Consider the following 24,214-nt stretch of genomic DNA (forward strand, 5'->3'; position numbering starts at 1 on the left):
ATGTCTGAAAGAATCTGGGACAAATTCCTGACCGAAAGAGACAAGGCCGTCTTTGCCGCGTCTGGTTTCGGCTCCAACGCCGGCTTTGGCAAACGCCCTGCCCTGTTGGTCATCGACGTCAGCTATGCGTTCTGTGACGACCAGCCTCTGCCCATCCTTGACTCGATCAAGCGGTGGCACACGTCATGCGGCGAAGACGCATGGATTGCGCTCCCATACCTGAAATCATTGATCGACAAATGCCACGACAAGGGTGTGCCGGTCATCTACACAACAGGCGTTCGCCGCGAGGACAACTGGGACGGAGGCAGCTGGAACTGGAAGGATGCGCGTTTCAAGGAAGACACCGGCACAAAGGCGGTCACCAACGTCGACGGCAATCAGATCATGGCCGAAATCGCTCCGCAGCCTCAAGACATCGTCGTGCTCAAGCAGAAACCTTCCGGCTTCTTCGGTACGGGTCTTGCAAGTTATCTCACACTCCTTGGGTGCGATTCAGTCATCGTCACCGGAACCACGACATCAGGCTGTGTCCGGGCAACGGTCCTGGATGCCTTCAGCCTGAACTATCGCGTTGCAGTCGCCGAAGAGGCATGCTTCGACCGATCCCAGGCAAGCCACGCCATCAATCTTTGCGACATGCACGCCAAATATGCCGACGTGGTCAAGACAGACCAAGTCCTGGCGTTCCTCGATGAGCTGGCGGAGGATCTGTTCGACCTACCGACGGGCACGCCTCACCGCTAGCTCGGCCGAGCGCTCTCCGGCTCTGCTGAATGAAATACGGCCACCGTTGCGACAGTGGCCTTATTTCATTGTCATTTCCGCCAGGATCTGCTGCCTGGTTGTTCAGGCTGCAGGACCGTCAAGTGGTGGCAGCCCAACCTTCGTTCGGGTCGAGCCTGAAGCAGCGTGCAGTGTGCTGATCGCTCCCCGCCTGAAACGGCCACGGTACTGACGTGCCGCAGCTCTCCCGGACATAAGAACAGCGAGGCGCAAAGGCGCAACCAGATGGCAGATCCCGCAGATCCGGAGGAGTGCCAGGGATCGGATCAAGCCGTTTGCCACGCGTTGACCCATGTACGGTGGAGCGCAATAGGCCCTCCGTGTATGGATGGCTCGGTCTGTCCATCACTTCAGTGATCGGGCCATGCTCGACGAACCGGCCAGCGTACATGACCGCCACGTCGTCTGCCACCTCGCAGGCGACGCCAAGATCATGGGTCACAAAAATAGTGGCCATGCCAAGCTCCTCCTGCAGCTTGCGCAGAAGCAGAAGAATCTGGATCTGCACAGTGGCATCGAGGGCCGTGGTCGGTTCGTCGGCCAAAAGAAGTTTTGGCCGACACGCAAGAGCAAGTGCGATCATCACGCGCTGGCGCAGTCCGCCGGAGAGCTCGTGCGGGTAGGCATCCAGCCGCCTCGCCGCGGATGGGACCTGTACAAGCTCCAGCAGCTCCAGGGCTCTTGCACGCGCCGCCTTTGCGGAGACACCATCATGGTAGGCCACAGACTCGGCGATCTGGTTGCCGACTGTGAACACTGGATCCAGTGCCGTCATGGGCTCCTGGAAAACCATCGACACCAGCCGACCGCGCAGCTTCCGCAATTTTCTGGCCGGCACCGACAGCATGTCGTTCCCATCGATGCTGATATTGCCTCGAAGCTCGGCATGCGAAGGCATCAGCCGCATCAGCGCGCGCATCGTAACACTCTTGCCGGAGCCCGACTCCCCAAGGAGGCAGAGGACCTTTCCCTCATTCAGCTTGAAACTCACACCATTGACGACCTGGACATCGAGATCGCGCGAAACAAATCGCACCCTCAAATCATCAACCTCGACAAGTGGCTTCTGCTCAACGAGCTGAAAGTTGTTGGCAGCCATACGCTCTAGCATCGACATCTCCTTACGCTGCCGCCGTTGCCAGGCTGTGGCCCGAGCCGGGCTGGTGTGCATGGCAGGCAACTTGATGGTCTCGACCACCAGACAGCAGCATCGGCTGCGTAGCAGCACATACCGTTTCCGCAATTGGACAGCGTGTGCGGAACCGGCAGCCCGAGGGTGGATTGATCGGATTGGGTGGATCACCGGCCAGCGGCGGTTCGCTCACCCGATGGCGCGGATCCATGGGCAAGCGAGAGGCGAGCAAGCCACGTGTGTAAGGGTGTTTTGGATCGCCATAGATTTGCGAAACCGGGCCCATTTCGATCGCCTGACCGAGATACATCACCATCACCCGGTCGCTGATGTACTGCACCACGTTCAGGTCATGGGAGATAAAGATGTAGGTGAGGTTCAGCCGCTCTTTCAGCTCGACAAGGAGGTTCAGAACCTGCGCTTCGACTGACTTGTCCAGGGCCGAAACCGCCTCATCCAGGATGACTATCCGAGGATTGAGCGCGAGCGCCCGAGCAATGTTGACCCTTTGACGTTGACCACCAGAGAGCTCATGCGGATAGCGCTGCGCAAAGACTGCCGGGCGCAAGCCCACCATGTCCAGCACCTCGTGAGCCCGCTCCTGCGCCAAGGCACGTTTGACCCCGTTTGCCCTGAGCCCAAAGGCAATACTATCCTCGATGGTCAACCTGGGGTTCAAGGACGCATAGCTGTCCTGAAACACCATCTGGATCTGCTGACGCATTTCGCGCTCGCTCAGCCCGCCGGCGCCAACGGGCTGGCCATCGAGCGCCATTGCGCCTTCGTCGGGCTTCAACAGGCGAATGAGTACACGTGCGGTTGTGGACTTCCCGCAGCCGGACTCACCTACGATGCCGAGCGTTTCTCCCGCGGCGACATCAAAGGACACTCCATCCACACTCCTGACATAGGCCGATGGCCGCCCAAGCAGGCCGAACTGGATGGGAAAGTACTTCCGTAAACCCTGAACGCGAAGCAAAGGATTGGCTGCGGTGGGATTGGCGCCATCGACGTCATCTGAAATCAGACCGGTTCGCATCACTTTACCTCAAACCTTGACGTCCATAGCCGAACGCAGACCGTCACTGATCAGGTTGGCACACATCGAGGTGACGAAAATCATCACCCCGGGAAGCACGGCGTTCACCGGCGCGACGTAGATCGATTGCCGCAACGTGTTGAGCATAAGCCCCCACTCAGCCTCGGGCGGGACCACGCCCAGGCCCAGAAAGCTCAAACCCGAGCCCAGCACGATCGAAACACTAATCAGACTGGACGCAAAGATGAGGATGGGGCCGACCACGTTGCTCAACACGTGAGTTACGACGATCCGAAAGGTCGATGCTCCTGTTGCGCGGGCTGCCTCAACGAAATCCTGGGCCCTGACCTGGGTTGTCACACTTTCGGCCACGCGCGCGATCGGGGGAATGAAGACAAGTGTCAACGCAACCAGACTGTTGGCGAGACCGGCCCCCAGCACACCGGAAATCGCTACGGCCAGAAGCACTGAAGGGAAAGCGTAGAAGACGTCGATAAGGCGCATGATGGTCATGTTCAGCCCGCCGCCAGCGTAACCGGCGACTATGCCGAGAAACCCGCCGATGCCAGTTGCCAGGACGACCGGCGTGAAGCCCATGAACAGCGACATCCGCCCGCCATAGACAATGCGCGTCAGCAGGTCGCGACCCAGTTCGTCCGTGCCGAGCAGGTGGCCTTGGCTGCCGGGTGGCAAGAGCCTCTTTGCGATGCTGGTTGCGAATGGATCATGGGAGGTGATGAGGGGCGCAAGGATCGCAGCGACGGCGATCATCAGGAGGATCGCGCTGCACCCGATCGTCGTCGGATCGCGCATGAGACGGCGGCGGACTGCATACCAGAAGCTGCGCGACACCTGTTGTGACACCGCGGTCGATGGCGAGGCTGCCTCGCTAATTATGCTGGGTGACATGGGGCGCTCACTTGCGTCTAATTCGAGGATCAAGAAGGGTCTGCATCAGATCGACGACGAGATTGACGAAGACGAAGAACATGGCGAGCACCAAGATGGTGCCCTGGAGTACGGGCAGGTCACGCGTGAAGATTGCAGAGTTGAGCAAAAAGCCGGTTCCTGGCCACGAAAACACCGTTTCAACCAAGATGGATCCACCCATCAGATATGCGATCTGCAACCCGACGACGGCAAGCACTGCAGGGGCCGAGTTCTTGGCGATGTGCATGAAGACGCGGCTTGGCGGCAGCCCCTTGGCATAAAGGGTCTGCACAAAATCCTGTTTTCGAACGTCGGCAACAGTTGCGCGCACCGAACGTGAGATGATGCCGGCAGGAATGACCGACAAGGAAATCGCCGGCAGGATCAGATATTTGATGCTTTCCCAGTTGAGGGCAAAACCTTCCGAGCCGCGCGGTCCCATTCCCATGGCGGGCAGTGCGCCGAAATTGACGGCAAAAATCACGACCAGCACCATGCCCAACCAATAATTGGGAATGCTGATGCCGGCCACGGCCAGGGCCGTAACGCTGCGATCAACGAAAATGCCGTCGGCATAGCCGGCAACGATGCCGAGCAGCAGGCCGACCACAACACCGATCAGGACGGCTGCGACCGACAGTATGAGCGTGTTGGCGACCGCTGGCATGATTTCGGCGAGCACCGGCCGCCGCGTCATGATCGAATGTCCAAAATCGCCTGTGGCCACCCTGCCGAGCCAGGTGAAATACTGCACAGGCAAAGGCTGATCGAAGCCGTAGGCTGCCTTCAGGTCGCGCACCACCTCTTCGCTCGCGCCCTCTGGAATTACGGCACTCAGCGGGTCGCCAGGAGCAAGATGGATCAGAGAAAAGCAGACGATCGACACTCCGACGGCAATTGGAATTGCGTAGAGAATGCGTCGCAAGATGTAAGTAAGCACCGGTGTTCTCCTCGAAATTGAGACCGGCCCCAGTCTGGGACCGGCCCTCTTCTTTCGAATTATTCGACAACGACAGGCGTCAGATCCTGAAGCCAGCTCTGCGCCTGAACGAAGCCTTTGACGTTCGGCGCAAGCGCACGCGGATTGAGATCATGAACGGCCCATACCCACATGGCCTGGTCCACGACATGTGCGTGCAGTTCGGCGAGGATCTTGTCCTGTTCTGCTGCGTCAAAGGCGTTTCTCGCCGCACTGACCAACTCGTCCGCCTTGGCGTCGGTGAACTTACCCCAATTGTAGCCGGTTGGCGGCGTTTCGGAAGAAGCGGCGGTCTTGAGCAGGGCAATGTCCGGATCCCAGAATGCCCAGCTGTTGTTGACGCCGTCGCGCCCCTTGTTTTCGGGAGCAAAGGCACCGGCGCGCCGCCGGCCGCGCAGCGTCTCCCAGTCAAGAACTTCAAACTCCAGGTCGATGCCTACCGCCCGATAGTTCTCCTTGATCAGTTCATTCATCGCAATCGGCTGCATTTGACCGGACCCTGAAGGCGCGATGATGATTTTCAGCTTTGCAGGTTTGTCGGGGCCATATCCGGCCTCTGCCAGAAGCTTTTTGGCCTCGTCCGGATCGTATCGGAGCTTGAACGTTGGGTTGCCGAACCATGGATGGCCCTCATTGACCATGCCTTTTGCCGGAATGGCCAGGCCGCCAAGGAGCGCAACCATGCCATCGCGGTCAATTGCAAGGTTCGCAGCCTGCCTGACCCTGACATCGTGGAAAGCCGAGTCCTCCATGGTGCTGATTTCATAACACCAGACATGCGGATAGGCGTTTGTCACGATCTGCATTCCCGCCCCCTGCAGACGCGGAATGGCATCAGGTGGCGGCGCCTCCACGAAGTCGACCTGACCGGCCAAGAGTGCGGCAACACGCGTATTCGCGTCAGGCATGGGCAAAAGAACAAGCCGGTCAGACTTCGGACGGCGCGCCTCATCCCAATAGTTCTGATTGCCCTTTAGCTCGATGCGCTCCCGGGGCACCAGCTTGTCGACCACCCACGGCCCGGTGCCAGATGGTTGCGATGCAAACTTGTTCCAATCCCCGCCCACCTCCTCCCAACGTTTCGGGCTCGAAAAAAAGAGGTTCACAAGACTGTAGGGAAAGGCAGCGTCGGGTTTCTTCGACCTGATCTGTACGGTGTTGTCGTCAACCTTGCTCCAGGAGCTGATGCTGCCGTAATACTGCGATGCCTGCACCGACTGTGCCTGGTCGAACTGCGGGGCATCCTTCTTCATCAGCTTGTCGAAGTTCCAGACAACGGCATCGGCATTAAATTCCGAACCATCATGGAACGTCACGCCCTTGCGCAGCTTGAGCGTCCATAGTGTCTTGTCATTTGCGTCAACCGACCAGCTTTCAGCCAATCCGGCTCGCAGGGTCGCAGCTTTCTCACCGCTCGAAAGATCCCAGGCGATCAGGGAATCGTAGATGGTGGTCCCGATGAAGCGAATACCTTCGGTGCCTTGGCTGGGCTGGCCAGTTGTCAGGGGAATGTCGCTTACGGTCATGGCGACACGAAGCACCTTCTCGCCTTCGCCCGCCAGGGCGTGCCCCTTCCACGTCATCGTCAACCCGGCAACTGCTGCGAGAGCTCCTGCAAGGATGTCGCGGCGGCTTGGCGAGAGCGCAGAGTTTTGCGCTTTTGGTTCTTGAGACGACATTTGGTTCCTCCTCCTTTTCGTCTATGAGACAGTCGTAGCAAGCGGCGTGCCAAATTGGAGAACGCCGTTGCAACGCGCCCTCCCCAAGCACGCTTCATGTTCAAGATGGCGCAGAAACCGATTGGATTCGGAGCTTACGCTCCGAAAAATCGCAGGACGGGCGGCCACAAGGGCATCATTGCCGGATTTATCCGGGTCGAGCGATGGCGGTCGCATGGAGCAACTATGCGGGTGGCGTCCGTCAAGCCGCCACCCGCCTGGGGCCGGTGTCGCTGCGAAGGACAGATTGTCCGTGTTGCGGTCACCTCGGCTTCCTGTCACCAGGGCTCATCTGGACGCCCGACCAGCCTTCGAACATTCTGGCGATCGTCGTGAAATCTTCATCGGCATGATCCCGCTGCCAGGTCCGCCAAAGCTGGAAAATATGGCTGGCGATCGGGGAAGGAACATCCAGTTCGTCTGCCATTTCGAGGAACAGCGACAGGTCCTTATGCGTCGTATGGTGCGTAGAGCCATAGTTGAATGTGCGTGGCAGGATCGCCATTGGGAACTTGAGCTCTGTCGCCGAGTTCTTGCCAGATCCAGCATTGACCACCTGCACAAGCGTTTCCACGTCGAGCCCGGCCTTTGCCCCCACAACCATGGCCTCGCAAGTTGCGGCAAGAGCCGTGTAGTTCAACATGTTGTTGATCAATTTCGCCTGCTGGGCCTGACCGGGGCTTTCTCCTACAACGTAGATGCGCGATCCGACGGCCGAAAGCGCCGGCCGGGCGAGCTCTATGGATGAGACCTTTCCTGAAGCTATGATGGTCAATGTCCCATCGCGCGCCTTGGGCACTCCCCCGGTTACGGGCGCATCGACAAATCCTACGCCAGCGTGGCCCAGCGCCTGCGCCAATTTGCGCGATAGATCAGGCCCCGACGTTGCCAGGTCAACCACGCAGTCTGGCCGCCCGCCCGAGAGTATGCCTTTTTCGCCAAGATAGACTGCCTCGGTCGCCTGATTGTCGGTCAGACAGGTCAGGACGATTTTTGATCGCGCAGCAGCTTCGGCGGCAGTGTCGGCCCAGTTTGCTCCGGCAGCAATGAGCCCTTCGGCGCGTGCCCTGCTCCTTGAGTTAACCGTCACGTCGAACCCGGATGCTAATAGTCGTGCGGCCATGGGCGCGCCCATGGCGCCCGTTCCGATGAATGCAATGGATGCTTTTGTCATGTCGCCTCTCATAATGGTCCCGGAACATCCCCAGCAAGTTCCAGGCCACTCGACTTGAAAGGGTGTTGGCCTGAAACTTGCTGGCCTTGCCCAGTAGCGAGTTGCCCTGATCAAGAGCCAGCATGGAACGGAACGCAAGATGGACGATACCGCAATCACCGACATCCTGGCACGACAGGTGGCGGCTTCAACATTCGATGACTTGCCGCCGGAAATTCGCCATGACGTGAAACGCTCCATCCTGAACTTTTTCGGGACGGCAATAAGTGGTTCAGACGCACCGGCGCTCGCAGTGTTCCTGTCGACATTGCCACACTCGCCGACGGTAGGCCCGGCCACCATCATCGGCCGGAGTTTGCGCAGCGATGTCCTTGCCGCGAGCTTCTTGAATGCCGCCAGCGCCAATGTTGCCGACTTCGACGACACCCACGTTCCGACCGTCATCCATCCGACCGCCCCAATCGCCCCGCCGCTCTTTGCGCTGGCAGAACAAAGGCAGATGAGCGGAGCGGAATTTATTCTCGCCTTTGTATTGGGCGTGGAGGTCGCCTGCCGCATCGGCAACGCCATTTCACCACATCATTATCGGAAGGGCTGGCATATTACCGCAACATGCGGGGTGATTGGGGCGGCCGCTGCAGCAAGCGTGGCAATGAGACTGGACCATATCCAGACACGCCACGCTCTTGCAATCGCCGCTACCCAGGCGTCCGGCCTTGTGGAGTGCCTCGGCACAGGGGCGAAGAGCGTGTGCATCGGAAATGCCAGCCGCGGCGGCCTGTGGAGCGCAATGCTGGCGCAAGCCGGGCTGGATGGGCCATATCGTGCCCTTGAAGGCGACAATGGCTACCTCGCCGTCCTTGGGAACGGCGCCCAAGGCCAGTCTATCGTCAGTGGCTGGGGCAACAGCTGGCAGCTGGCGCAAAACGCCTACAAACCCTATCCGACCGGGGTGGTGGTCAACCCTGTCATCGACGCGTGCCTGGAGCTCTATCGGCGTCATGGAACAAAACCACGAGACATCGGCCTGGTCACGGTACATGGAAACCCGCTTCTTCTCTTGCGCGCCGATCGGCCTGAGCCCAGTTCTGCCAGTGATGCTCAGTTGAGTGCCCAGCACGCTGCCGCAATAGGCCTGTCATTCGGGGAAATGCCGCTATGGCTGTTTTCCGAAGCCGGTCTGAGAGATGAAGACATCGCGGCGTTACGCCGGAAGGTGCGTCTTCACGCGGATCCGAACTTGGATGTGGAGGCGGCGCGGGTCGTCATCAAAACCGTGTCGGGCACGGAATACGAGCAGGTTACGACGGCCGCGCGTGGGGGGACGGCCAATCCTCTTTCCGACGGCGAACTGGAGGAGAAGTTTCAACACCTGACCCAAGGCAGACTTTCGAAAGAGGCAAAGAGAACGATGGTCAAACACATCTGGGAGATGGAGGAGCTCGACGACATCGCTGGTTTGTTGGCGTTAGCGACACCAACCTAGCCGCGCAGACACCGCTTCGGCTCCCTTGTCTCAAGACATCGAAAGGGGCAATGGCGTTCAGCATGCGCATGGCGCCAGCGGGCTGCCGGCCCTTGGGAGTGTGCGCCGGAGATGTCTGATCCGGATGCTCGATGTGAGAACAGAGGGTGAGGCACCAAACCGCCGCGCATCCCGTCGTCTCAGCCGCGATAATCACTTGGAAAGACAATGTCCTGGTCGACGAGAACGTTAAACTTGTAGCCGGGTCGGATTTCGAGGGTCGGTTGGACGTCGAGGTTCTTGCTGATGGTACGCTCAGCAAGCCGCCCAAAGGTCTCAGCGAAATTCCGCCGCGCCGCATCGGATGAACTGTCCTGGTTGGCACGTGTCGACGATTTCGGAATGGCCATGTCAATGCCGGCACCGACGATCGCGAGCAGAACTGCCGAGCCGAATGTCTTGAAATAGTAGTTGTCGACCTTGTCCTTGAAGCCGCCATTGCCCTGCGCGTCAGTGCCGGCCATGCCGCCGATCTGCAAAGTCGACCCGTTGGGAAAGATGATATCGGTCCAGATGACGAGCACACGCGATTGTCCGAACGATACCGCGCTGTCATAGCGGCCGAAGAGCTTGGTGCCCTGTGGAACGAGCAGATGGTGACCGGTTGCACTGTCATAAACGTTCTGGCTGACTTGGGCGCTGATGCGGCCGGGCAGGTCAGAATTCACTCCGGTGATCAGCGTGGCCGGAATCACCGCGCCGCGTTTCAGCTCATAGGGCGACTGCTGGGGCACGATCTTGTTCGGCAGATAGCCGAGTTCCCTCATGTCAGTGTTGAAGAAGTCACTCTTGGTGCGCTGGCCATTCGGGTCGAGGCTCTGGCTGCCGATGCCTGAGCGGAGGGCAGCGGTATAGAGATCGCCAGCTGAGGCTGATCCGGCAGCCAGGGCACTCCCGCTGCTGGGTAGCTCGCCTGGGGCGGGCGCTTCCAGACTGTTAAGATTGATCGTGAGGGGCGAGTCGTAGGCAGCATCGCTTGCCTGCAGTCGCGCCATTTTCTGGCGATGGCGCTCGCGAATGTATTGCTCGCGCTGTTCGCGCTCGAGGCGAGCCTTCCAGACCTCATCGGGCTCACCCTGCTCGACAGATTGCTTTTCGTTCTGGGGCTGGGGAGCAAAGGGATTGCCGGCCGCTGGCTGCGCTTGTGCCGAAGCGCCCTGCGCGGGTTGAACCGGAGCCGTCTCGGCCGGCTCACCGATGATGCCGTTCGACACTCCGCGTTTCAGCTGGTCGGCATATGTCGACGCCGAATTGCTCGAGGCTGGGTCAATGCCCTCGTTGCCACGAAAGAACAGCCCGCGCGATGTCAGGCCAAAGATGATCAGGGCGAGGACCAGCATCACGAGCACGGCTGCGATGACGACCGGCAAGCGGTTGATGCGGCGGATACTGCTCTCCTCGTTTGGCGCACCGCCAAGCTTCAAGGATTGAACCATGCTTCCCCTCCCCTATCCGCGGCGCATGACCGAGAGCGGACTTGCAGGAGATGCACCCGACATTGTCGTTCGGTATGCACGTCCGAGTTCAACCGTGCTGGTCGACATGCGCACCAGTACCTGCCCCTCGTGGCTGTCGACGACATAGGCAAGCGCGATCTCTTTCTGGCCGCCCGTTTTCTGGTCCGTGGCGACAGCATACCCCCAACTTTTCAGTGATGCTTGAAGCGCCTGGCCGAAGGGCGAGCTGTCAGGTTTCATGATGATGGTGCCGTTGGCCGGGCCGATCTGCTCGGCAAGCTTGGTCACCATGTCGCCCGCAATGGCGCTGGCAGCGGATCCTGAAATCTCAGGCGGCGCTGAACTGGCCACCAAGCCGTTGCCGGTGGACGTCTGACAACCGGCAACTGCGCACGTGAGAAGCAGAACGGTAAAGGTGCGGCGCATCCTAACGCCCTCGCCTGATGGTGATCTTCTCCTGTTTCCAGCCGACGCCTGAGACAAGGACGGCGCGCTCCACATGATAGTCAACCACCATCATGTCGGCTTTCATCCGATAGTTGACGACGCGGTTCTCACCCCCTGACACAACGAACAGTACCGGTGCATCCTGACCGGAGACGGATCGCGGAAACTGGATGTAGGTCTTGGTTCCGTCGGAATAGACCCGCGTCGGGCGCCAGCGCGCATTGCCGGAGATTGAGTAGGCAAAGTTCAACTGCTCGGCTGGAACACCGGCGCCCGGAATGAGGCTTGCCTCGAGCCGTGCGTTCATGTCGGCAAGTTTCGCACTCACATCTTCCGGATACTCAAACCCGACACGCGCCATATATTGGTGCTCATGCGACTTCAGCTGGATGTGGTAGGTTCGCCGCGAGGTCGTCACCACCATCGACGTAACAAGATCCGGTTCGGAGGGCTTGACGATCAGGTGGATCGCCTGCCCGCCGATGGCGCCGGAGGTCGCTGGCTCTACCTTCCAGCGCACCGTATCGCCGACCAATACGTCACGCACTGCTTCGCCTGTCTGAAGCTCGATGTCGCAAACCTGCAGCGGCGAACAGACGACTGAGGGCTGGATCTCACCATAGAGGAAGACCACCTTGCCGTCGGCGCCCTTGGTGACGAGGCCTTTCTTTCCGCGCCATTGCCCTGAAATTCCGGTCCCCCTTTGCTCGTTGGCACTCATGCCCTCGGCATAGGCTTTCGGAAGGAAGACTGGAGCGGCGGCGGCGAGTGCGGCGACAAACGTGGTCACGAGGGGGAGAGTTGCACCGACGGGTCTGGTGGCAATGATCATGAGTTGGGCTATGCCTTTCATAGCTGCGCGGTCCAGTCGAAGTCGCGGAGGTAGAGACCGATAGGGTTGAGCCGGATGACGCCCTCATCCTGTGGTGGGGTCAGTGTGACGGTCGCGATGCCGCGGAAGCGACGCACGGCCGTCTCTTTGCCCTTGCGGTCGCGTTCGAACTCGGTCCAGTCGAGCTGGAACGACTGCGGTGACAGAGCAACGATGTTGTTGACCTCGATGGCAACGGTTGCGGTCCTGGCCTTGTCGAAGGGCGAACTCGAGCGGAACCACGCATTGACCTTCTCGGTCGCGGGGTCTGACGTCCTCAAGTGCGCGTACGTACGGTCGATGTACTGCTTCTGCACGACCGCATCAGGGGTCACGCTACGGAAATTGGAGACGAAGCTGCCCAGGGCGGCGCGGACGACACGTGTGTCAGCATATTCGATCTGCTGCGGGTAGCCCGCATGTGCCGAGGTTCCAAGCTTGTCGACTTCAACGATGTAGGGGATCAGTTTGACTTGAGTGCTCTGGAACAGCGCATAGGCGAACCCGATCACCGCCATGAGCATTCCTGTGATGCCGACGATACGCCAGCCGGCGGCCGCCTTCATATATGAGCCATAGCGCTCGTTCCATTCCTGGCGTGCTGCGAGATAGGGATTTTCGGGCGGTTTGCGCTCGGCCATGAGGGGTTCTTTCCGGGCTAGTTCTTCTCATCGAGCGGCTGTGGTGCGGCGATGGTCCTGCCGGACGGCCGGCCCTGGTCGAGTTTGGCGTTGGCGAGCCCGAGCAGAGACCCGGCATAGGCTCCCGGTGCTGCAATTGCTTTTTCCTTGGCCGCCGATGCCGCAGCCCATCCGGCACTACCGATCCCCGATGCCATGCCGCGCATGGCTGCTCCGGCCATGGAAGCGCCGCCCGCCCGGGCCGCACTTGCCGCCGTAGCGCCGCTCGCAACGGCACCTGCGCCAAGAAAGGCACCGCCGGCGGTGAAAGTCGCTGCGTGCCCACCATGACGTATCGCTTCCATGCCGCCGGAAACGGAAACTCCTTGCACAACACCCTGAAGGATGGCGGGGACGTACATGGCGATGATGAAAACCACGACGGCTATTCCGGCGATGGCCAGCGTGGTGACAAACTGTTCTGACTTTGCCGTCGGTGCTTCTGCCAGGCCGATCAGCACTTCCGAGCCGATCCGGGCGATCATCACCAGCGCCATGAGCTTCATCCCGACCGAGAAGGCATAGATGAGGTAGCGGACGGCAAAATCCTTGGTGAAGGACGACCCGCCAAATCCGAGCATGATCATGCCAGCGAGAAGGCCGACATACATCTCGACGAGCACCGCGACGAAGATCGCCGCGACCAGGCTGAAACAGACGACTACCACGACCATTGCGAAGACGGCGGCTATCGCCAGCGCATTGTCTTCGAACAGGCCGAATTTTGCCTGTTCAGACATCTTCGAGGCAACGCGGATGCCGGCGTCGAAGATATTGGCGGGTGACGCCGATCCGCCACTGGCGCCGATCTGAAAAAGGCTGTCGACGACCGCTCTTGCGAAGCTCGGGCCCTGATCGAGGATGAATGCGAACAGGCCGATGAACATGATCCGGCGCACGAGCTCCGCAAACCAGCTGTCGAGCGAGGCTGTGTTGATCGCAAGCCAGACCGCTGCAATCGCAACCTCGATGCCGGCGAGGATCCAGAATAGCGAACGGGCGGCATTCATGACCGTTGTTTGCCAACCCCGCGCGGCCGTCATGACCTGGTTCTCCAGGGTCGTCAGTACAGATCCTTGTTGCGCGAGCGCCGGTGCGCAGGCAATGAGGAGTGCACCGATCACCGCGAAAGCGAGTTGATGCCTGCCGACTTGCTTGACGGTTACCATCGCGGCCTCATCTCCTGGCCGCCGCGCACTTTCCGATCGGGATCTCCGCCGAAGAACCTTTCGGCATGCTCCCTACGTGCCCTTTCCGAGATGGGTGCGGGTGCCTCATCCACCGGTGAGAATTGCTGCAGCATCCAGAAGGCGCTGCCTGCGCAGACGCTGATTGCGATGCCGGTCGATATTCCAATGAGCATGGAAGCGTTCACCAGCGCGGCTCCATCATTTGGCCGCCCCGCACATTGGGCAAAGGCGAATTGAAAAAGTTCTCGCGCCGTGCTTGGGCGAGGTCCTTGTCCGCCTGTCTGGACTGGAACCAGGTCCCCATCATTGTGGTCTGTTGCGAGACCAGCCCGCGCAGCTTCTGGAATTGCGCTACCTGCTGGGCCGCTATCTGGTGGCCGACCTGAAGCGCTTTCATCTGGCCGTCCGATGTCTCCGACATGGCGCGGAGAGAGCTCATTGTCGCTTCCTCGGAGGTGAACTGGTCAGCCGTAAGCCCTGCCGCCTTCAGCGTACCAGCGATGGTGTCGCGGTTCGTGGTCGACCAGGTCTGGTAGTTATCGGAAAATGTCTGGCCATCGGCGAGGCCGGTCTTGAAATCGGCAAAGCTCTGGAAGCGCTGCTTCAGCATGTCATCGATGTTTCCCATCGAGAACGCGATGCCCTGTCCTTGCCCGACGATGGATTGCAGCTTCCGAAGGTCGCCTTCGACCTGTCCCCACATATGCTTTGGCAGCCGGGCAGTGTTTTGCAGCAGGTTGTTGTAGATGTTGAGCTGGTTCTGGATCTGCTCGGCCAATTGCGTGATCTGCTTGACCTGGTTGTTGACCTGATCGGCCGACTTGCCGACGAGCGCGATCAACTCGGCATTGTTGGCGAGTTGTGTCCATTCGGTCGCCTGGCCCGTTACGCCGCCGGCATGACCTGTGACCGGTGCTACCATGGTGACACTGAACATGACCGCGGTACCGGCCATTTGCAGACTATGTGGATGGAAAAAATGCCGCGGCATGGGCAATTCCTCTCATTTCGAGCCAATAGCTCGGCCAGTCCGCGCCGTGTTCGCGCTTCAGGGCCAGAATGCGTTGGAGATCTTGCTTGCCAGTGGCGCCGACGAAGGACAGGGCGAGCGGTCCCAGCGACATGTCGAACAGTCGGCGGCCTTCCGGCGAGGCGACGTAATATTCACGTTTGGGAACTGCCGTTGCGACGATTTCGATCTGGCGTTCGTTAAAGCCGATACGCTGGTAAAACTCACGCGTGCCTGCCTCGCGCGCAGCCCCATTAGGCAGGCAGATCTTCGTGGGACAGGATTCCTTCAGCACATCGATGATGCCGGAGCGCTCGGCATCGGAAATCGACTGGGTGGCGAGCACCACGGCGCAATTGGCCTTGCGCAGCACCTTCAGCCATTCCCTGATCTTGTCGCGAAATGTCGGGTGACCCAGCATCAGCCATGCCTCGTCGAGGACGATCAGGCTCGGTGCGCCAGTCAAGCGTTTCTCAATCTTGCGGAAGAGGTAGGTGAGCACGGGCACGAGATTGCGCTCGCCCATATTCATCAACTCCTCGATCTCGAAGGTCTGCAGCGAGCTGAGCGACAGGCCATCGCTTTCGGCGTCAAGCAGTTGCCCCATCGGGCCGTCGACTGTGTAGTGATGGAGAGCCTCCTTGATCTCGCGCATCTGAACGCCGGAGACGAAGTCAGAGAGTGAGCGTCCGCGGGCATCCGTCAAAAGCGCGACTTGTCTTGAGATCGCGTTGCGGTGATCGGGTGTGATCGAAATGCCTTGTAGCGCTACGAGCGTCTCGATCCATTCGGACGCAAAGGCCCTGTCGGCGTCGGTGGCGAGGTCCGAAAGCGGACAGAAGGCGAGCGCCGAAACTGAACTTGCCCCCTCCCCTGTCGAAACATCGCTGTCGGCCCCGATCTCGTAGTGGTCGCCGCCGGCGGCCAGTGTGAGCGGCAGCATCGATCGGCCCTTGTCGAAGGCGAATATCTGGGCTCCGGGGTAGCGCCGGAACTGGGCCACAATCAGCGCCAGTAGTGTCGACTTGCCCGATCCGGTCGGCCCGAAGATGAGGGTGTGGCCGACATCTTCGACATGCAGGTTCAACCGAAACGGTGTCGAGCCCGACGCAACCTGCATCAGTGGTGGAGAGGCCGGCGGATAAAACGGGCAAGGGGCTATAGCACTGCCGGACCAGACCGAATTCAGTGGGATGAGATCGGAAAGGTTACGTGTGTGGATCAGCGGCTCGCGAACATTGGCGTACCAGTTGCCGGGCAGCGAACCCAGGAATGCCTCGGTCGCATTCAGCGTCTCGATTCTCGCCCCGAAGCCCTCAGCCTGGATCAGACGACGCACGGCCTCACAGTTCTCGCGAAGACGAGTGCTGCTTTCGTCAAACAGCACGATGACAGGCGTGTAGTAACCATAGGCGACAAGCTGCGGGGAGGCTTGTGCGATCGCATCCTCCGTCTCCGCCACCATCGTCATGGCGTCCTGGTCGATCGAGCGCGACTGCGTCTGGAACAGCTGGTCGAAAAAGGGCCGGACCTTCTGCTGCCACTTCTTGCGGGTGCGTTCGAGCTTTTGGCGGGCTTCCTGGTCATCGAGGAACATGAAGCGCGACGACCAGCGATAGGTCAGCGGCATCAGGTCAAGCGAGTTCAGGATGCCAGGCCAGCTTTCGGCCGGCAGCCCGTCGATCGCAACAACGCCAAGAAAGCGGCTTTCGACGATCGGCGTCAGGCCGTGCTGGAGCTCTGCCGTCACCAGCCAGTCGAGATACATCGGGATGTCTGGCAGGCGCACAGGGTGGTTTTCTCCCGTGATGCAAAAGCGGATGAACTGGAACAGTTCGTCGTAATGTGCGGTCAGAAAACCGCCGCGCTCCTCGGCCGATCGCGTTTCCATTCGCCTGATGGACAAGACGTTGGCGAGATATTGCTCGACTTCCCGGATCGCGGTCTGAAACGTTTCAAGCACCTTGTCGGCATAGGTTGCGACACGGCTCTCCGGGTCCGAATAGAGATAGCGGGTCAACCCCGATCGTTGCCTCGTCGGAGGATGATAGGTCAGGATCAGCGCATGCCGGCTCTCATAGTGCCCCTTCTCCCGCTCGAAATGCGCACGTCGCTCAGCGTCGATGGCACGCGTGACGGGATCGGGAAAATGGCACTCCGCAGTTGCAGGATAAGCTACGGTCGGCAATCGCACGGCCTCGACCTGGACCATCCAGCCCGAGCCAAGGCGCGAAAGGATGGCGTTGATCTGACGCGAAATCTCGTTGCGCTCGGCATCGGTCGAGCTCTCCGAATCCGGGCCTGCGAAGTACCAGCCTGCCATCAGGCTCCCGTCCTTAAGCAGGATGACGCCATTGGCGATCAGTCCCGCATACGGAACAAGATCAGCAAAGGACGGGCCGGAATGTCGAAAGGGACGAAGTGCGGCCATGGTTCATCACCCTCAGTAGCGGTGCCAGGGCGTAGAGGTGGGCCGGTAGTGCGACCGATAGCAGATGTGTCTGATATAGACGCGGCGCATCATCGGGTCGGCCTTCGCCATCATTCGAAGTGCGGCAACCACCCCGATCCACACGGCGATCCCAAACACCGCCGAATGCAGCGTCAGCACCACGAAGATCAAGATCGCTGCAGCAAGACCGGTGACGAGGACCAGTTCCCGGTCCGCCCCCATCAGCAGGTTTGGACGCGACAGAGCACGATGGATGCGGTTACGCTGGAGATTGGACCCTATGTCAGTCATGGTCCCCCTCCCCTGTCTCGGAAGAAGCAGCGGAGGCGTCGACATCGCCGATGGAGGCGCCTGTTGCACCGAATAGCGCGACGATTTGAGTGGCGCCGAGCAGAATGCCCGCAACCAGCACCACATACATGAGCCTGCGCGCGAAATCGTTGAGCTCGCCGCCAAAAATCAGCATGCCGCCAGCAACAGCAACAGCGGCCAGCGCGATGAAGCCCGCGACAGGTCCGGTGATTGACTGCTGGATTCGTTGCAGCGGGCCTTCCCACGGCAAGCCACCCCCGGAGCTGGCGAGGGCCGGGTCGACCAGCATGAACATAAGCGCAAATGCGCTGACGATGAGAACGGTTTGACGGTCAAGCGACATGGCGCTGCTCCTCCATCTGAGCGTAGGTTTCGGTGTGGTACTGCACGCCGGCAAAGCGCTCGACATGGATGACATCGCGCACTCTTCGACCTGTGGGCGTCCGCGCGATAGACACGACGAGATCAACGGCTTCACCAATCACCTCCTTCATCGGCTTCTGGCTGACTTCGGCGGTAAGCTGTTCGAGCCGCCGCAATGCAGACATCGCTGTATTGGAGTGGATCGTCGTCACCCCGCCGGGATGGCCGGTGTTCCAGGCCTTCAGTAGGGTGAGGGCCGCACCATCACGGACCTCGCCGACAATGATGCGATCTGGTCTCAGCCGCATCGTGCTCTTGAGCAGACGGGCCATATCGATCGTGTCGCTGGTACGAAGCACCACCGCATTCTCTGCAGCGCACTGGATCTCGGCCGTGTCCTCCAGGATGAGCAACCGATCCTGCGGTGCCTTTTCGACAATCTCGGCGATGATCGCATTCGCCAAGGTCGTTTTGCCCGAACCGGTCCCACCCGAGATGACGATGTTCTGCCGTGACGTGATCGCGTTACGGATCACCGCTGCTTGCTGCTCGGTCATCATGTTGAAGGACACATAGTCGACAAGCGGGATCAGCCGCGAAGCGCGACGCCGGATGGTGAATGTCGGGGCCGAGACTACGGGTGGCAGCAAACCTTCAAAACGATGACCGCCGATCGGCAACTCGCCTGAGATGATCGGACGTTCCTCATCAGCCTCGGAATGCAGCGCGTGCGCGACGCTTCCAATGACGATCTCGGCGGTGGTCGGCTTCATCTCGCCGGCTGGCGAGATGCCATGTCCGAGGCGCTCGATGAAAAGGCGTCCGTCGGGGTTCAGCATGATCTCGACGACGGATGTGTCTTCGAGTGCAGCGCAGAGGTCCTGGCCAAAGGCATCCCGAAGCTTGCCTATGAGACGCGGATGAGAGCGAAGTTGCGCCATGTCGGCTAGCTCATGCCGCTGGGTGAAAGACGGCCGAGAAGGGGAGATGCCCTGATACGGGCAGGACGGCCCGGCGCCGCCAGTTGCTCATTCGCTTTTGCGTGAAACAAAGTGCCTCAGTTGCCATCGCCCCTCGCAGTCCTCACTGGCTGGATTGGGGCGAAGTGATCACAGGATGCGCTTTGGGAAGAGTGTAGAATTCTATAGCCGCCTCGATGATCAGCCGAGTGCCAATCAAAAAAGCAGGAGCGCCAGTTTCGTTAACTGTTGGTTAACGAAACTCTTGCTCGTCGGGTCATTTTAGTTTTCACTAATCTCATGAGGGAGGATTAGACGGGAGAATGGGAAGATGAAATTCCAGGAAGTCCGGGAACAGTTGAGGGCCGTTGGAATTCTGATCAGCAAGCGCGGATGCGAAATTCGGGTCAATCATTTTGGGGGAAGCCCCGAAACTGCATTCTTCACATCATGCTTGGATGAGGCGCTGACAGCTGGGCTTTCGATGGCGAGACCAAAGCATCTGCCGAAGCACTGGTGCTCGCAGCGCTAGGTCCTATACACAAAGTGCGGCAACCATATTTTGGTTGCGGCCAGGGCGAGGAATGCTGAGAAGGATTTTTCCGTGTCTTGGCGTATCGGGTCGCAACGCAACGGAACTGCTTGAGGCAATTGAACATCCGCTCACTGCAGTTTCGGTAGTTGTAGGCCCGGTAGTCGCAGGCGGGCGGGTTCTTGCGGTTGGCCTTTTGGCGGAATGACCGGCCTGAGAGCCTCGGCTTGCCGACCGGTATCGCCAGCAGATCAGGAAAGGCGTTGTAATCCGAAGCCTCGCCGCCCGTCAGGATGAAGCCGAGAGGGCGTCCTTGACCGTCTGCACGGGCGTGGATTCTTGTTGTAAAGCTGCCGCGAGATCGACCAAAAGCCTCCTGATAAGTCCGCCTTTAGCGCCCGCAGCCAGAGAGTGGCCGCGAACCGTAGTGCTGTCGATCATCCGTTAGCCCCGGTTCGACGGGAGTCTCAAGGAGAGCATCCCACACGCCCTTCGGCCCAGCGGCGAAAGCGCAGATAGACCGAATTCCACTTTCCGTAGCGCTCGTACATGTCGCGCCCAGGGCAGCCGACCCGAAGAACATGCAGCATGCCGTTCACACTTTGCCGATTATCGTCCGCGGGGCGAGACTTCCTGCCGCGCTCGGTGGGCAACAGCCCCTCGATGATCCGCCACTCCATATCCGTCAGTTCGCCGCGAGCCAGAACCGCCTCCTGTAAGGCAGTTTTGAAACGCGCTTACGCTGATTTGGGGATCCGCTTGGGTGACAGGACCTAGGCCAGATTAGCTCCGTCTTCAAGATAATGCGCTGACGTGTACGGCCTACCTCGCGATCGCACCAGAGTGAGAACGCTCCGGCCTGGTCAGCAGCCGCCGCCAACGGGGCTACCACGGGCCGCTCCAGATCAATCTCAAACGGCCAGACGGCGATGCCACTTGACAACGACATGTTCATACGAGATTGTACCAATCGGTAAACATATTACCAAGCGGTACAAACGCCTCAGCTAAACGAGGAACTGAAGATGTCACGTCCCCCACTCCCCCCTTTCAGCCGCGAAACCGCCATCGAAAAGGTTCGGTTGGCCGAAGACGGCTGGAACACCAGAGACGCAGCGAAAGTCGCTCTCGCCTATACGCTCGACACCCGCTGGCGGAACCGCGTCGAGTTCGCGAGCAATCGCGAAGAAGCTCAGGCATTTCTGACACGTAAGTGGAACAAGGAGCACGAATACCGCCTCATAAAGGAGCTATGGGCTTTCACCGGTAACCGCATCGCGGTACGCTACGCGTATGAATATCGCGACGATGGTGGCCGCTGGTACCGCGCATATGGTAACGAGAACTGGGAATTCGCAGTCGACGGTCTGATGGCGCACAGACACGCAAGCATCAATGAAATGCCGATTGCTGAAAGCGATCGTTTGTTCCACTGGCCTCTTGGTCGTCGACCGGATGATCACGCCAGCCTCAGCGATCTGGGCCTCTGATCATGGCCCGCATGGTCGCTGAAAGAGCCGACGCCATAGCTCCGTTGGCCGAAGTTTTCCGCGAACATGGCTATGAAGGCGCAAGCCTTGCCTTGATCAGCAAGGCTACCGGTCTCGGCAAGGGCAGCCTCTACCACTTCTTCCCCAACGGAAAGGAAGAGATGGTGCGGGCTGTTCTCGGCGAAATCGGCCAATGGTTCGAGGATGCCGTATATTCCCCATTGCGTAACGAGAGTGATGCTAATGGCGCCATCTGTGCAATGCTCGCCTCGACGGACCAATATTTCAGGTCCGGCAGGCGTGTGTGCCTGGTCGGTGCCTTGGCGGTGGCCAATACGCGTGACCTCTTCGCGCAAGCCATCCGAGGTTATTTCGTAGCTTGGGTGGACGCATTGCAGGCAGCGCTTATTCGGCTGGGCCGTGAAGCCGATCAATCGCGCATCCTCGCGGAAGAGGCCGTTCTTGCTATTCAAGGAGCAATTGTTCTTTCCCGGGCAATGGACGATCCGGCCGTTTTTCAACGGGCTATCGACCAACTCCGGGGACGATTGGTGATCGAAAACGATACTTCTAACAACGAAGGCAAGACCGACGGTTCACCGCAAAATGAAGGTCGGCTTGTCTGAGATTAGCGGAGATATCAACACAGCGCGGAGCGGCAGGATTTCGGGCATTCTCCCCACTCCACGAGCGGTCAGCGGCAGGTGTCTCAGCAAAGCGTCCGCAGAGAGACGGGACAAAACTATGTCAACAGAGCCTACCTGAAAATCCGCTCACGAGCGGCTCACGATTTTCGCCAAAGCACTATTTGGCGAAGCTGTGTGTGGATCAGCTGAGACCGTTCAATTGAAGGCGGCGATCTGTCTACCTATGTTGACGCGTTCGACAGACGTATCGTGGGGCTGCGCGGCTGAGGAACCCGCAGCCGTTCAGGGCTACCTACAGCAAAGTCGCCCTCGGAGGCGGCGACACCTGGACCATACGGCCATCATTTATCTGATGGATCGGATGCTTCGACAGGATTAAGTACCTCGGAGTGCACGCTTTGCATAACGAAAAGCTCCGTCATTCAATTGCCCCCTGCCCCATCCAATGTTGACGAAAGCTATCCTACCGGCGCTGCGCGTGCCCGCGGTTCCCGCTAGCCCGCCCGCCCCATGGTTTCGACGTCGGCGCAAGTTCCATTGGACACTCGGCGCCAGTGCAACACCGCCTCGGCAAGCAACTGTGCCGTTCAATTGGCTAATGATGGTGTGGCCGAGGGTGCGGCTCACGGCCAGTGATGACACGCCGACAGGACATGGCTCGTCGAAGGCGTGATCGAGACGCTTCCGGTTCCGGGTCGACGATCGTTCCACGTGATGCTAATCGGCCTGAGGCAACCGCTCAAGGAAGGTATCAGTCCCGCTACGCCTTGGATTCCGGAATGCGGGCGACGTTCAGATCGCGCTAGCGATCGAGCCCATGAGCGTCCTCCGCCTGTCCACATGCAGGTCATTGAAGAAGCGTTCCCCCTGCGCAAACCAGGAAAGCGAATGCATGACTTCCGCCTCCCTCCCCAACGAACTGCCAGCGTCCCCTGGCACACAACCGTGGCACGAGGGCTACCGCAATGGCTTGCCAACCACGACTGTGAGCTGGAACGAGCCTGTAGAAACGCTCTTTTCGCATCGCACGGTACGCAGCTATCTGCCTGACCGGTTGTTCCGGACCTTGCCGTCTCGGCTGCGCAGTCCGCACCTTCGCGGAAGCTTCTGGAGCATTCCCACCGCCATAGCCAGGGTCATTCGAAGGCTGCATGTCGGCTGTCGAGTGCGTAAGGAGGATAGCGAGTTGTCCGCGGACAACTTTTGAAGCCGGGCCGGAATAGAGGCTTCAGCGCGGAGCGCAGATGCAGCCGCCGACTGCTTGCTCGTCCGGCCGCTCATTGTTGCACAGGAATGCGAGTTGTCCGCTGACATCGCTTTGCACTGATAGCCGATTGATGGTTCTGATCGATAGTCGCGGTGCGCGGTATAGGGCTTGATTACCCATACGCCGCGATCATTGTGCGAGCGGCAAGTTGTCCGCGGACAACTTTTGAAGGGAAGGGAGGGGAAGGTCGAGTGGGCCCTCGGCCGAACTGCGGAGATGAACAGGGCCATAGACCGCACGATTGACCTTCCCCGGCTTGATCATTGATCGAGACGATGAGTTGTCCGCGGACAACTTTTGAACTGAGGGTCGATTGGTGGCTTTGACCGAGGGCCGAAGTGCCCCGCGCATTCTTCGGCTATTTACGCGCAGCGCTCATTACCTGGTTGAAGGGCAAAAAGTTGTCCGCGGACAATTTTTCAGACGCGACCGACAAGTGTGCCGACGCGTTTCATGAGTTTGGGATCGACCTTGGCATCACCGATCCTTGCGGCTTTGGTAGCTCTCTTTAGCGAACTGCGCGTCCGGGTTGTTGGCTGGTGAGCTCAGGTCAGGTCAGGCACGCCTATCGCGACGCTACCGTTGGCTATCGAAGACCTTCCGGATCTTGAGCGCGGTGGTGCAGTAGGGTTGGACAATACCTCGCCGTGGCTCCGCTGCCTGCGGAATGGATTGTCAGCCTGTGCTGCCGCAGTCCCTAACGTCTCTCAAAAGCGCCCCTACCTCCAAGGATGCACAGAAGCACCGTAGCGGCCACGTCGCCACCGCGGCCGGTTGCGGGCTGGCGAGCACAACGCGACCGACCCGACCGAGCTCTGGGCGTCATTGTCTGATCCTTCGTCCCTCATCTGCTCGTCAGGTCTCGTTAAGCGAGGGAAAGGGGCATCTCGTGCGCGTCTTTGTTGGCCTGCGACGGTAGCGTGGATGGGGGCATCGGTAGGCGAGCGCAATATCTCATCGAAAACGCGGGGTCGAGGAATTGTCGAATTTGACAGCCGTGCAGAACGCGTTTTTTTCCGATAAAAACAATGGCTTACGAAGCGTATGGACGTGCCGCAAGCAATCCGTAGTCGCCCGATATGCCTCAATGGCGGTGTGGGAGCTGGATGTGTTGAAGCCGTGTCAAACCGGGCCTTCGATCGGGCGCTAACCTGCTGTTAACTAAAAAATTCTTGCCGGAAGGAGAGAATCAAGCATTAATCACGCTTGAAAAGCAAATCGCTTGAGAAAAGCGTTATTCCGGAAGTCGGCGACT

General features: G+C 59.6%; 22 protein-coding genes and 1 pseudogene. 5 read left to right on the forward strand and 18 right to left on the reverse strand.

The features are described from left to right. Positions 1–747 (forward strand): isochorismatase family protein, encoded by a 747-nt coding sequence (locus Amn_RS31235; RefSeq protein WP_067969538.1) that lies wholly within the window; start codon positions 1–3, stop codon positions 745–747. A gap of 118 nt (positions 748–865) precedes the next feature. Here Amn_RS31235 and Amn_RS31240 read toward each other — a convergent pair whose 3' ends face one another. The 6 genes from Amn_RS31240 to Amn_RS31265 all read right to left on the reverse strand — a co-directional run bounded on the left by Amn_RS31240 (position 866) and on the right by Amn_RS31265 (position 7,758). Further along, positions 866–1,897 carry an ABC transporter ATP-binding protein gene (locus Amn_RS31240; RefSeq protein WP_246790290.1) on the reverse strand — a complete coding sequence of 344 codons (1,032 nt, stop codon included), beginning with the start codon at positions 1,895–1,897 and terminating at the stop codon, positions 866–868. 10 nt (positions 1,898–1,907) lie between these two features. Next, complete coding sequence (locus Amn_RS31245) at positions 1,908–2,957, reverse strand: ABC transporter ATP-binding protein (RefSeq protein ID WP_286299329.1); 1,050 nt, start codon at positions 2,955–2,957, stop codon at positions 1,908–1,910. A 9-nt stretch (positions 2,958–2,966) separates the two neighbouring features. Further along, positions 2,967–3,866: an ABC transporter permease gene (locus tag Amn_RS31250; protein WP_067969545.1), complete on the reverse strand. Its 900-nt coding sequence runs from the start codon at positions 3,864–3,866 to the stop codon at positions 2,967–2,969. Positions 3,867–3,873: 7 nt separating this feature from the next. Beyond that, on the reverse strand, positions 3,874–4,827 hold the full coding sequence (locus Amn_RS31255) for an ABC transporter permease (RefSeq protein ID WP_067969548.1): 954 nt from the start codon (positions 4,825–4,827) through the stop codon (positions 3,874–3,876). A 59-nt stretch (positions 4,828–4,886) separates the two neighbouring features. Continuing rightward, the gene (locus tag Amn_RS31260) at positions 4,887–6,545 is read right to left on the reverse strand and encodes an ABC transporter substrate-binding protein (RefSeq protein ID WP_286299333.1); all 1,659 of its coding nucleotides are present in this window, start codon (positions 6,543–6,545) and stop codon (positions 4,887–4,889) included. Positions 6,546–6,846: 301 nt separating this feature from the next. After that, positions 6,847–7,758, reverse strand: a complete 912-nt coding sequence (locus tag Amn_RS31265; RefSeq protein ID WP_286299334.1) for an NAD(P)-dependent oxidoreductase — start codon at positions 7,756–7,758, stop codon at positions 6,847–6,849. 139 nt (positions 7,759–7,897) lie between these two features. Here Amn_RS31265 and Amn_RS31270 point away from each other — a divergent pair, with 139 nt between their 5' ends. Continuing rightward, a complete protein-coding gene (locus Amn_RS31270; RefSeq protein WP_286299336.1) occupies positions 7,898–9,244 on the forward strand; it encodes an MmgE/PrpD family protein in 1,347 nt (448 codons plus the stop codon). 179 nt (positions 9,245–9,423) lie between these two features. Here the strand turns inward: Amn_RS31270 and trbI are convergent, their stop codons facing one another. The 11 genes from trbI to trbB are packed head-to-tail and all read right to left on the reverse strand — an operon-like array spanning position 9,424 to position 19,005. Then, on the reverse strand, positions 9,424–10,719 hold the full coding sequence (gene trbI / locus Amn_RS31275; RefSeq protein WP_286299338.1) for an IncP-type conjugal transfer protein TrbI: 1,296 nt from the start codon (positions 10,717–10,719) through the stop codon (positions 9,424–9,426). 12 nt (positions 10,720–10,731) lie between these two features. Continuing rightward, positions 10,732–11,166 (reverse strand): conjugal transfer protein TrbH, encoded by a 435-nt coding sequence (trbH, locus tag Amn_RS31280; protein ID WP_286299340.1) that lies wholly within the window; start codon positions 11,164–11,166, stop codon positions 10,732–10,734. A 1-nt stretch (position 11,167) separates the two neighbouring features. Beyond that, on the reverse strand, positions 11,168–12,019 hold the full coding sequence (gene trbG, locus Amn_RS31285; protein WP_502874781.1) for a P-type conjugative transfer protein TrbG: 852 nt from the start codon (positions 12,017–12,019) through the stop codon (positions 11,168–11,170). A gap of 17 nt (positions 12,020–12,036) precedes the next feature. Continuing rightward, positions 12,037–12,699, reverse strand: a complete 663-nt coding sequence (locus tag Amn_RS31290) for a conjugal transfer protein TrbF (protein ID WP_286299343.1) — start codon at positions 12,697–12,699, stop codon at positions 12,037–12,039. Positions 12,700–12,716: 17 nt separating this feature from the next. Further along, entirely contained in the window at positions 12,717–13,907 is a 1,191-nt protein-coding gene (trbL, locus tag Amn_RS31295) for a P-type conjugative transfer protein TrbL (RefSeq protein WP_286299345.1), read from the reverse strand. Then, on the reverse strand, positions 13,901–14,101 hold the full coding sequence (gene trbK / locus Amn_RS31300; RefSeq protein ID WP_353622446.1) for an entry exclusion protein TrbK: 201 nt from the start codon (positions 14,099–14,101) through the stop codon (positions 13,901–13,903). The genes trbL and trbK overlap by 7 nt, the downstream gene beginning before the upstream one ends. An 8-nt stretch (positions 14,102–14,109) precedes the next feature. Next, entirely contained in the window at positions 14,110–14,865 is a 756-nt protein-coding gene (gene trbJ / locus Amn_RS31305) for a P-type conjugative transfer protein TrbJ (protein WP_286299347.1), read from the reverse strand. A 25-nt stretch (positions 14,866–14,890) separates the two neighbouring features. Next, the gene (locus Amn_RS31310; RefSeq protein WP_286299349.1) at positions 14,891–17,368 is read right to left on the reverse strand and encodes a conjugal transfer protein TrbE; all 2,478 of its coding nucleotides are present in this window, start codon (positions 17,366–17,368) and stop codon (positions 14,891–14,893) included. 12 nt (positions 17,369–17,380) lie between these two features. Continuing rightward, positions 17,381–17,680 carry a conjugal transfer protein TrbD gene (locus Amn_RS31315; RefSeq protein ID WP_067969590.1) on the reverse strand — a complete coding sequence of 100 codons (300 nt, stop codon included), beginning with the start codon at positions 17,678–17,680 and terminating at the stop codon, positions 17,381–17,383. Next, a complete protein-coding gene (locus Amn_RS31320) occupies positions 17,673–18,044 on the reverse strand; it encodes a TrbC/VirB2 family protein (RefSeq protein WP_067969593.1) in 372 nt (123 codons plus the stop codon). The genes Amn_RS31315 and Amn_RS31320 overlap by 8 nt, the downstream gene beginning before the upstream one ends. Then, positions 18,034–19,005: a P-type conjugative transfer ATPase TrbB gene (gene trbB / locus Amn_RS31325; protein WP_286299353.1), complete on the reverse strand. Its 972-nt coding sequence runs from the start codon at positions 19,003–19,005 to the stop codon at positions 18,034–18,036. The genes Amn_RS31320 and trbB overlap by 11 nt, the downstream gene beginning before the upstream one ends. A gap of 349 nt (positions 19,006–19,354) precedes the next feature. On the opposite strand from trbB, the gene Amn_RS31330 reads away from it, so the two are divergent. Next, on the forward strand, positions 19,355–19,555 hold the full coding sequence (locus Amn_RS31330) for a hypothetical protein (RefSeq protein WP_083948915.1): 201 nt from the start codon (positions 19,355–19,357) through the stop codon (positions 19,553–19,555). Here Amn_RS31330 and Amn_RS32775 read toward each other — a convergent pair. Continuing rightward, a pseudogene (locus Amn_RS32775) lies at positions 19,552–20,259 on the reverse strand (IS5 family transposase). The gene Amn_RS31330 and the pseudogene Amn_RS32775 sit on opposite strands and share 4 nt — an antisense overlap. A 321-nt stretch (positions 20,260–20,580) precedes the next feature. Between Amn_RS32775 and Amn_RS31340 the strand changes: the two are divergent. Both Amn_RS31340 and Amn_RS31345 read left to right on the forward strand, forming a co-directional pair. After that, positions 20,581–21,045: a nuclear transport factor 2 family protein gene (locus Amn_RS31340; RefSeq protein ID WP_286299359.1), complete on the forward strand. Its 465-nt coding sequence runs from the start codon at positions 20,581–20,583 to the stop codon at positions 21,043–21,045. Between the two features lie 2 nt (positions 21,046–21,047). Then, entirely contained in the window at positions 21,048–21,671 is a 624-nt protein-coding gene (locus Amn_RS31345; RefSeq protein WP_286299361.1) for a TetR/AcrR family transcriptional regulator, read from the forward strand. The last annotated feature ends 2,543 nt before the right edge of the window (positions 21,672–24,214 follow it).

Origin of the sequence: Aminobacter sp. Y103A (assembly GCF_030294925.1) — a bacterium.
GTDB lineage: Bacteria > Pseudomonadota > Alphaproteobacteria > Rhizobiales > Rhizobiaceae > Aminobacter > Aminobacter ciceronei.